The following is a 9,024-nucleotide window of genomic DNA, read 5'->3' on the forward strand; positions in this document are numbered from 1 at the left end:
AATTATCCAAAAACTATTAAATTAGATTTTATAAATTTCACTCGGTTATGTTAAGAATATTTAATCAGGTTCAAAAATGTTGCCCGTCAAAACGATGGGCACTACTTTTTTTGTCCAACCGAGCAGGATAATTCTTCTTTACCCAGAATACTAATCAGGTTACATAATATAGGAGCGTCTTTAAAAGGAGGGTTTATTAATGTCCTTTAAGGTTTTGGTTGATAGTTCTTCCGATATACCATTAAACATTGCAAGTTCCGCTGGAATTATCACAGTTCCTATGCCTGTTACTATTGATGGAAAGACCTTTCTAGAAGGGGTTAACCTTACTAACAAAGAGTTTTATGAACAATTTAAAACGTTCAAGGAATTGCCAAAAACTTCGCAACCAAATCCTAACACTCTTTTGGAAGAATACGAAAAGATTTTAGACGCTGGGGATGAAGTGGTGGCTATTCATCTGTCATCAGGTTTAAGTTCAACTGTTTCTACCGCTCAAATGATCCGTAAAATGACGTCTGCGCCTGAGAGAGTGCATATTATCGATAGTTTGGGTGCATCATTTGGGTATGGATTACTCGCTTTATTGGCTCGAAATATTCTTTCTTCGGTAACTTCATGGGAAGAGGCTGAAGGAAAAATACTTGATTTGCGTAAGAAGATGCGTTATGTTTTTACTTTAGACATCCTTGATTATCTCGTCAAAGGGGGAAGAGTGAGCAAAACGGCAGGGTTCATTGGGGGATTACTTGATGTTAAGCCCGTTTTACATTTTACTCCAGAAGGCAAAATAGAACCCTTTGCAAAAGTCCGTTCTCGTAGGGCTGCAATTAAGCGGCTAGCGGAAGTTATGGAACAAGAAATTCAATCACCGGAACAGCAAGTGATTGGAATATCACATTCAGTGTGTTATGAAGATGCTTTGATCTTAGTCGATGAGATTCATCAGCGCTTCACTGTCAAGGATATTATCATTAGTGAAATTGGTTGTGTGGTTGGAAGCCACACAGGACCAGGTTCTCTAGCACTCTTTTACCAACGTTAGGCACAGAATAGGAGAGATACTTCGTTGAAATCCTTCATAGCATTATTTTTAGCTGTTTTCTTGATTTTTAGCTTTACTCCGCCAATTTATGCTTTAGATTCGTCCACTTCAAATAGTACTTTGCCCATAGTCCATGGTGAAGGGGCTTATTTGATCGATGTATTATCAGGACAGACACTCTTTATGAAAAACCCTGATGAACTATTAGCCCCAGCGAGCACGACTAAAATAATGACTGGGTTATTAGCCATTGAACGTGGAAATTTACAAGATATCGTGACAGCAAGTTCTACTATGTTAAACAATAAGCTTGTCTATGGTACCATGATATACCTTGAGCCAGGAGAAAAGATGCCTCTACAGGACCTTCTTTATGGTACTCTGTTAAAAAACTCAGCCAACGATGCTGCAGTTGCTATTGCGGAATATATCGGTGGTGATATACCACACTTCGTTGAAATGATGAATCAGCGTGCTCATGAAATAGGCGCTGATCAAACTCACTTTTCTAATCCGAGTGGTTTAACTGAGAAAGAACATGTTACAACAGCACATGATCTGGCACTCATTGCTCGTGTTGCTTATCAAAACCCTGTCTTTGCCCAGTATGTCCGTACCAAGTCAACAACTATTTCTCGATCAAAAGAAAATGTCCCAAAACTATTAGTCAATGAAAATAAATTGCTATGGAGAGATTCCTCCGTCGACGGTATTAAAACGGGTTATACCGCCGCTGCCCAAAATTGCCTAGTCGCATCTGTTACCAAGGATGGACGTCAGTTAATTGGAGTCATTCTCAAATCACCTGGACGAGAAATTTATACTGACATGGAGAACCTATTTGATTATGGGTTTACGCAATACAAAAGTGAGGTCTATAAACCTGCAGGTACGGCGATATCCTCAATCACGGTCAATAATCAATCTGTGGACCTTATTCTTGATCGTCCACTGTATATAACACAGAAACAAGGAGAACCGCAGCAAACGTTAGACCTTAAGGTTTCCGTGTTAGGGGCGAGTGTCTTAACTTCTGTAGAAGAGGGGCAAGAGGTTGCACAGGTTGAAGTATTAGAGGGCAATAAACATTTAGACACTTTTCCCTTAAAAGCCTCAAGAACTGTTCAACCAGAAACCCCTAAATTAACTTTGAGCTCCTTTTATAAACCTTGGTATATAGCATTAATAGTAATAGGAAGCTTAATAATCGTTCTTTTTAATCGAAACAGAAACTCCTCGCGTTATTGGAGAAGACGAACGCGACTTTCTAAACAAAGAAAGTCAAGTTATTTACAGGATAAATAATTTGAGTTGATAAAAGCATTAGCTACAGCCTAATGCTTTTATTGTACTATTTACAATTTGCAAGTTTATCTAATAATTGTCCTCTGAATAGAAAAACCTTATAATATGGAAAGACACAATAACTATTAAGGTATTTTAGGAGTTGACTAGATATTGAAAACGGGTAAGAAAGTTGTTACCATAGCCTATGGTTGCCAAATGTCCGAACGTGATGCTGAGACCTTGACTGAGATTACTAGGCAAGAGGGTTATGAACGTTCTGAGGACCTTGAAAATGCTGATTTAGTCATTGTAAATACCTGTTGCGTAAGAGAAAGTGCCGAAAATAAAATACTTGGGAAAATCGGAGAGTTAAAGAAGCTTAAGGAGAGAAATCCCAATTTAAAAATTGCCATAAGTGGCTGTATGGTTCAACAACCTGGTTCTATAGACCGATTGCGTAAACGAGCACCGTTTATAGATATTTGGGCCGGGACACATAATTTACACAATTTTTCGGACCTTTTGCATCAAGCTGAACATGGCGGTAAAGTTGCGGAAGTTTGGTTAAAACCTAAGGCAACTTTGGAATCTACCCCACTTGCTGAAAAAGGGAAACTACAAGCGAATATTAACATTATGTACGGTTGTGATAATTTTTGTTCCTATTGCATTGTTCCCCATGTACGAGGCAGAGAGAGAAGTCGCAAACCAGAGGAAATCATTCAAGAAATTAAAGACCTTGTGACCAGTGGTTGCCGTGAAGTCACGCTACTTGGACAAAACGTCAACTCTTACGGTAAGGAATTTTCACCAGCCTATGACTTTGCAGACTTGCTCATGGACGTCGATCAAATTCCGGATTTGTTACGAATACGCTTTATTACCTCACATCCCAAAGATTTATCAGATAAGCTGATTGAAACCGTCGCTCGGGGACAGAAACTATGTGAGCATTTCCATTTACCGATCCAATCTGGGAGTAATTTTATACTCCAGCGCATGAATCGGAAATATACAAGGGAATACTATTTGAGTCGAGTAGAAAAGATCCGTGAAATCCTTCCACAAGCTAGGATAACAACGGATGTTATCGTTGGGTTTCCAGGCGAATCAGAAGAAGACTTTGAGCAAACTCTTGAGATGATGGATTTGGTTCAATATTGTCATGCTTTTACCTTTATGTATTCCAAACGTTCAGGTACCCTCGCCGCTGAAATGGAACATCAAATTCCTCTCGATGTCAAGAAACGGCGTTTACAAAAATTGATGAGTGTGCAAAACCAACAAAGTCTCAAGTGGCGACAAAAGATGATCGGAAAAACGTATGAAGTTCTGGTGGAAGGTCCAAGTAGAACAAATACTGAGCGTTTAACTGGAAGAACCCGCGGCTACGAACTGGTTGTTTTTAACGGTTCATCTGAGCTAGTCGGGTCTTTAGTGAACGTAAAGATCATAGACGCTAGCTCTTTTACACTTACAGGAGAAATTCAAGGATCTAAGTAGAATTCTGGTTAACTTTAAGATTGAAGCAGGAATCATGCTGCTCTATGTAGAATGTAATATGCGGAGGTGTCAAACTATGACCAACGAAATTATTGAAAATGCTCAACTCTTGGCAGATGCCATCGCTCGAAGCTCCGAACTTAACGAATTGCACAGCGCTGAGGATGCAATGTCTGCTGATGTATCAGCCCAACAATTGATTGCAGAATTACAAAAAGCTCAAGAACGGTTCATGGAAGCGCAACAAGGCGGTACTGAACCTTCTGAAGTTGATAAAAATGCGGTCGATGAAATTGAAGCCAAGGTAGAAGCGAATCCGGCTATTGTCGCCTACATGAAAGCACAAGACAAATTTACAGAAATGTTGGATAGTGTCAATGCTATTCTAGCTGGTGCTATAGCAGGTTCTTCTGATGGTTGTTCCTGTGGGGATGATGGCTGTGCTCCAGGCGGATGCGATAGCGGAGGGTGTGGAAGTGGAGGCTGCGGCTGCGGAAATTAATCCGGAAAACCGCCGGAAACTCGAACGATAAGGGAAGGGCTAAATCAGTAGCTCTTCCCTTTTAGGGTTACTTTAAACTAATAAGATTTATCTGATAGCTAACCAGCATTGGTACCCCCGCTTTTTAAACGAATTTATAAAAGGGAGAAAATATGGTATGACCACCCCTATGTTGCGACAATATCAAGGAATTAAAGCAAAAGCACCCGATACAATTCTCTTTTATCGGTTAGGTGATTTTTATGAAATGTTTGGGGAAGATGCAGAAATTGCTGCACCTATCTTACAAATCGCTTTAACTGGCCGAGATGCAGGGGATGGGAAACGTATCGCTATGTGTGGCGTTCCTTATCATGCTTTAGATAATTATTTACCAAAGCTCGTTAACGCAGGTCACAAAGTGGCTATCTGTGAACAAGTGGAAGACGCAAAAAATACTAAAGGGATCGTCAAACGTGAAATTATCCGCATCGTTTCGCCAGGAACTCTCACTGAATCCCTTGCAGAACGCTCAAATCTCTACCTGGCAAGTGTTTTCCATGACCAAGACTGGGGATTAGCCTTTCTCGATCTTTCAACTGGAGAATTTGCTATTTTTCAAACCTCTGAACTAGATGTTCTCCTTGCGGAGGTTTCTCGCATAAACCCTGCTGAACTGTTACTACCGCCTGAACTTATCAAACGGACAAAATTATGGGCAGGGTATTTCTGTAGTCTTCAAGAACGCAACACGTTTTACTCTCAGGGCTTAAGTCATCACTTTGAAAATCAACAAGTTCTGTTTCAAGAATTCCCAGTTGCAGCCTGTGCTGCCGCAAGTTTATGGACTTACATACTTGAGACAATGCCAGGTGTTGATCCTACTCATATTGTAGAGATAAAAACGTTCCGTTCCGATCAGTGGATGTTCCTAGACCAATGGACTCGTCGCAACCTTGAACTGACAGAATCCCTCAGAGGGGTAGGGAAGAAGGGAACTTTACTGTCGGTTCTTGACTTGACCCAAACAGCCTTTGGTGGGAGACTTTTGAAGCATTGGATTGATAAACCGTTGCTTTTAAAGGAAGACATAGAGCAGCGACTTAACGCGGTTGATGAATTGGCCTCTGACTCTTTTCTACGTAAAGATTTGATGAAACTTCTTGCAAAGGTGTATGATCTTGAGCGTTTGATGGGGAAAGTTTCTTATGGAACTGCAAATGCCAAGGACTTATTATCATTAACTCAAACCTTATCGTTACTTCCCGAAATCCAAGCGCTGCTTATTGCGAGCTCTGCTGAGACTCTGAAAATTAAGGCCCCACAACTTGACGGCTTTGAAGACTTTGTCACAACCCTACAGGATGCGCTAAATCCCGTTCCCCCATTATCGATACGTGATGGGAATATTATTAAAACAGGGTATTCCCAAGAGGTTGACGATTTACGCAGTATATCGTCGGGGGGGAAAGAATGGGTTGCCAGGCTTGAAAGTATGGAACGAGAGCGGACTGGGATTCGTTCCTTAAAGATCGGGTATAACAAAGTTTTTGGCTATTTTATTGAGATTACCCATGCTAACGCTCACCTTATCCCTACGGATTATCAACGAAAGCAGACTCTTTCTAATGCCGAACGTTTCATTACTCCAGAACTTAAAGACTATGAACAAAAAAATTTTAGGCGCTGAAGATAAACTTAATGAACTAGAGTACCAGCGTTTTTTTAACACTTCGTGAGAGTGTCAGAAATAATACCAAGAACATCTTAAAAATTGCTCAGCTATTAGCAGAGCTTGATGTCTTTGTCAGTTTAGCTGAAGTGGCTATTCGCAATTACTACGTGCGTCCACAGTTTATGAATGACGGTCAAGTTTCTATCACCGAAGGGCGGCATCCTGTTGTTGAAGTCGTGCTAGAACCAGGAAAGTTCGTTCCTAATGATACCCTTATTTCCAAGAATCATCATTTAGCTCTGATAACAGGGCCCAATATGGCAGGAAAATCGACGTACATGCGTCAAGTGGCTTTGATAGTACTAATGGCCCATATTGGATCTTTTGTCCCTGCCAAAAAGGCTGTCATCTCTCTCGTAGATCGAATCTTTACACGAGTCGGCGCCTCGGATGATTTAGCAGCCGGCCAAAGTACGTTTATGGTAGAAATGCAAGAAGTAGCGCACATTTTGAAATACGCTACCCCAAAGAGTTTAATCATACTTGACGAAATTGGACGAGGTACAGCTACCTATGACGGATTAAGTATCGCTTGGGCCGTTGCAGAGCATCTTGTTAAACACCCCGAGTTTAACCCAAAAACTCTTTTTGCCACACATTACCATGAACTGACACAATTACAAGATGATTTTTCCGGGCTAGTCAATCTGCATGTGGGTGTGAAGGAACAGGGTGAAGATATTGTTTTTTTACACAAAATTCTCCCGGGTTGCGCCGACCGTAGTTATGGTATTCAGGTGGCGCGGCTAGCAGGTCTCCCCCAAGAGCTGCTTCAACGTGCTAAGACTTTACTTCAGGAGTTGGAATCTTCCGGACCAGTGCACGTCATACCTGCCCCAACCCAAGTCATGACTCAAGGAACACTTTTTGACGTGCCACAAATCCATCCATTATTACAAGAGATTAAGCAAATCCCCTTGGAAGACATGACTGCCCGCCAAGCGCTTCAGTATCTCTTTGACCTGCAGGAGCGCATTTAGCGAGGTTCGAGGTTCGAGGTACGAGGTACGAAGTTTGAAGTGCGAAGCACGAAGCACGAGGTTCGAGGTTCGAGGTCTGAAGTCTTGAGAACGAAATCTGAAGTCCGTGGTTTTAACCGAAAGGGGACACACCTGTTGAAGTAAATCTGTTCTAATGGAAAGGAATGTCCCCAACAAATGTGGAATAAATTCATGTTAGTGGAGAGAGTCCAAAGTTAAAGTTAAGGTTCAAGATAAAGTTAAAGTTCGTCGTAAGCTGTCGGGGTATAAAGATCGAACCTCGAACATCGTGCATCGAATCTCGATTAGGGGGGTGTAGCCATGTCTAAACATGTAGGAATTGATGTAGGGGGAACTTATACTGACGCAGTGTTGATACACAAAGGTCGTATCCAACAAACAGCCAAAGTACCTACACGGTCTGAGAATTTAGTGGATACCCTTATGGAGGCCTTTGATTCGTTAAAAATAGCTGATGAACAAGCGCTTGACCGGATCACAGTGAGTACAACTCTTGTCACGAATGCAATTCTCCAAGAACGAATTTCTCCAGTAAAATTGTTGTTGTTTTCGGGAAAAGGAATGAGATTGGATGCTCTGCCTTGGCCGGTAAGCTACCGTGAACTCGCTGGGGAAATGGATTTTCGAGGTAGAGAAATTGAAGCTCCGGACCAGAAAGAATGGGCAGAACTGCTATCGCCAGAACTAAACGAGAATCCGACCCGGGTTGCGATTGTAGGAAAGTTTTCTCACCGAAACTGTCTACACGAAGAATCACTCGCTAACTATTTAAGCGATCTCAATCCAGCCTTACGTGTTGCCCTTGGCCATCAATGGGGACAAGCTAATTTTTATCGACGAAGTTTGACTACCTATCTCAATTTAGGGGTATCCGATCTCTATCATCAATTTGCTAAACAATTACAAACCGCTGTGAGTTCACGAAAGATTCAAGCCCCGATCTATATTTTGAAAGCAGATGGTGGCTGTTTACCTCTTGCCAAAATTCGGCCGATTGAAACCATTTACTCCGGACCAGCAGCCAGCATTCTATCTGGTCTGACCCAGCTTAAAACGACCTCGTCATCAATTATTGTTGATATTGGCGGAACCACTACGGATTTGGGTCTTATTCTGGCGGGCGTTCCTTTATTAAGTTCTAAAGGAGCGCAAATAGGTCCGTTTGCAACCCTTGTCCGTTCCTTGTCAGTTCGTTCTATTCCAGCTGGGGGAGACTCCGTCGTTCGTGCTTCTGACCAAGGGTTTGTTCTGGAACGATATCGCCTTGGTCCAGCTTATTGCCTAGGCGGAAACGCACCAACGCCAACTGACGCCATGCGTTATCTTGGACTTATAGACTATGGCAGCGAACGACTTGCAGAAGAAGGACTTGCCTCTATTTTACCATCGGAACGACGAACCCCTCAGTTTCTGAAGGAACTCGCCACCGCCATTCTTGATAAAGTCGTAGAACGGATCTCTGAAGCTGTAGATTCTCTAAAACAAGAGTGGCAAGAAGAACCGGCATATAAAGTGTGGGAGGTTCTCCACCCTCATGAAAACCATGTGTTCAACACTTTAGTCACCGGCGGAGCTGCTCGAGGAATCTTAACAGCCTTAGGAAAACGTTTAAAAACTCCTGTACAGCTTGGATATCATGCGGAGATTTCCAATGCTCTCGGTGCAGCCATGGCTCGGCCTACCTTTGATTGTACACTCCATCTGGACACCCATATGAAGCAGTACCGCGTGGAAGAGACGGGGGAACAAGGGAAATGGACAGGCGCACTTCGACCTCATCGAGAAGTGGACGGTTTTTTAGATACCCTTGTCCAACAACAAGTGAAAAATTATGGAATCCAGATTGATGAAGTTGAAAAAGATCCCTTTGATTTCTTCCCTATTGTTCAAAATTATCACACCGTTGGCCAAATTGTCCATGGGGCTGCCCATCAAAGGGCTGGCGTGATCGGGAGGGTAATAGTATGAGACG

The 9,024-nt window shown here is 42.2% G+C and carries 5 protein-coding genes and 1 pseudogene; all 6 read left to right on the forward strand.

Annotation, left to right across the window (positions count from 1 at the left end; all coding sequences use genetic code 11):
- Positions 1-199: 199 nt before the first annotated feature.
- The 6 genes and pseudogenes from UF75_RS23075 to UF75_RS23100 all read left to right on the forward strand — a co-directional run bounded on the left by UF75_RS23075 (position 200) and on the right by UF75_RS23100 (position 9,020).
- Positions 200-1,045, forward strand: a complete 846-nt coding sequence (locus UF75_RS23075) for a DegV family protein (RefSeq protein ID WP_045576875.1) — start codon at positions 200-202, stop codon at positions 1,043-1,045.
- 24 nt (positions 1,046-1,069) lie between these two features.
- On the forward strand, positions 1,070-2,350 hold the full coding sequence (locus UF75_RS23080) for a D-alanyl-D-alanine carboxypeptidase family protein (protein WP_052693557.1): 1,281 nt from the start codon (positions 1,070-1,072) through the stop codon (positions 2,348-2,350).
- Between the two features lie 153 nt (positions 2,351-2,503).
- On the forward strand, positions 2,504-3,835 hold the full coding sequence (gene miaB, locus UF75_RS23085; protein WP_082075306.1) for a tRNA (N6-isopentenyl adenosine(37)-C2)-methylthiotransferase MiaB: 1,332 nt from the start codon (positions 2,504-2,506) through the stop codon (positions 3,833-3,835).
- A 76-nt stretch (positions 3,836-3,911) separates the two neighbouring features.
- Entirely contained in the window at positions 3,912-4,337 is a 426-nt protein-coding gene (locus tag UF75_RS23090) for a YlbF family regulator (RefSeq protein ID WP_045576876.1), read from the forward strand.
- A 157-nt stretch (positions 4,338-4,494) separates the two neighbouring features.
- A pseudogene (gene mutS / locus UF75_RS23095) lies at positions 4,495-7,031 on the forward strand (DNA mismatch repair protein MutS).
- 321 nt (positions 7,032-7,352) lie between these two features.
- A complete protein-coding gene (locus tag UF75_RS23100) occupies positions 7,353-9,020 on the forward strand; it encodes a hydantoinase/oxoprolinase family protein (protein WP_045576877.1) in 1,668 nt (555 codons plus the stop codon).
- Positions 9,021-9,024: the final 4 nt, after the last annotated feature.

The sequence above is a fragment of the Desulfosporosinus sp. I2 genome (genome assembly GCF_000960765.1).
Classification (GTDB): Bacteria; Bacillota; Desulfitobacteriia; order Desulfitobacteriales; family Desulfitobacteriaceae; genus Desulfosporosinus.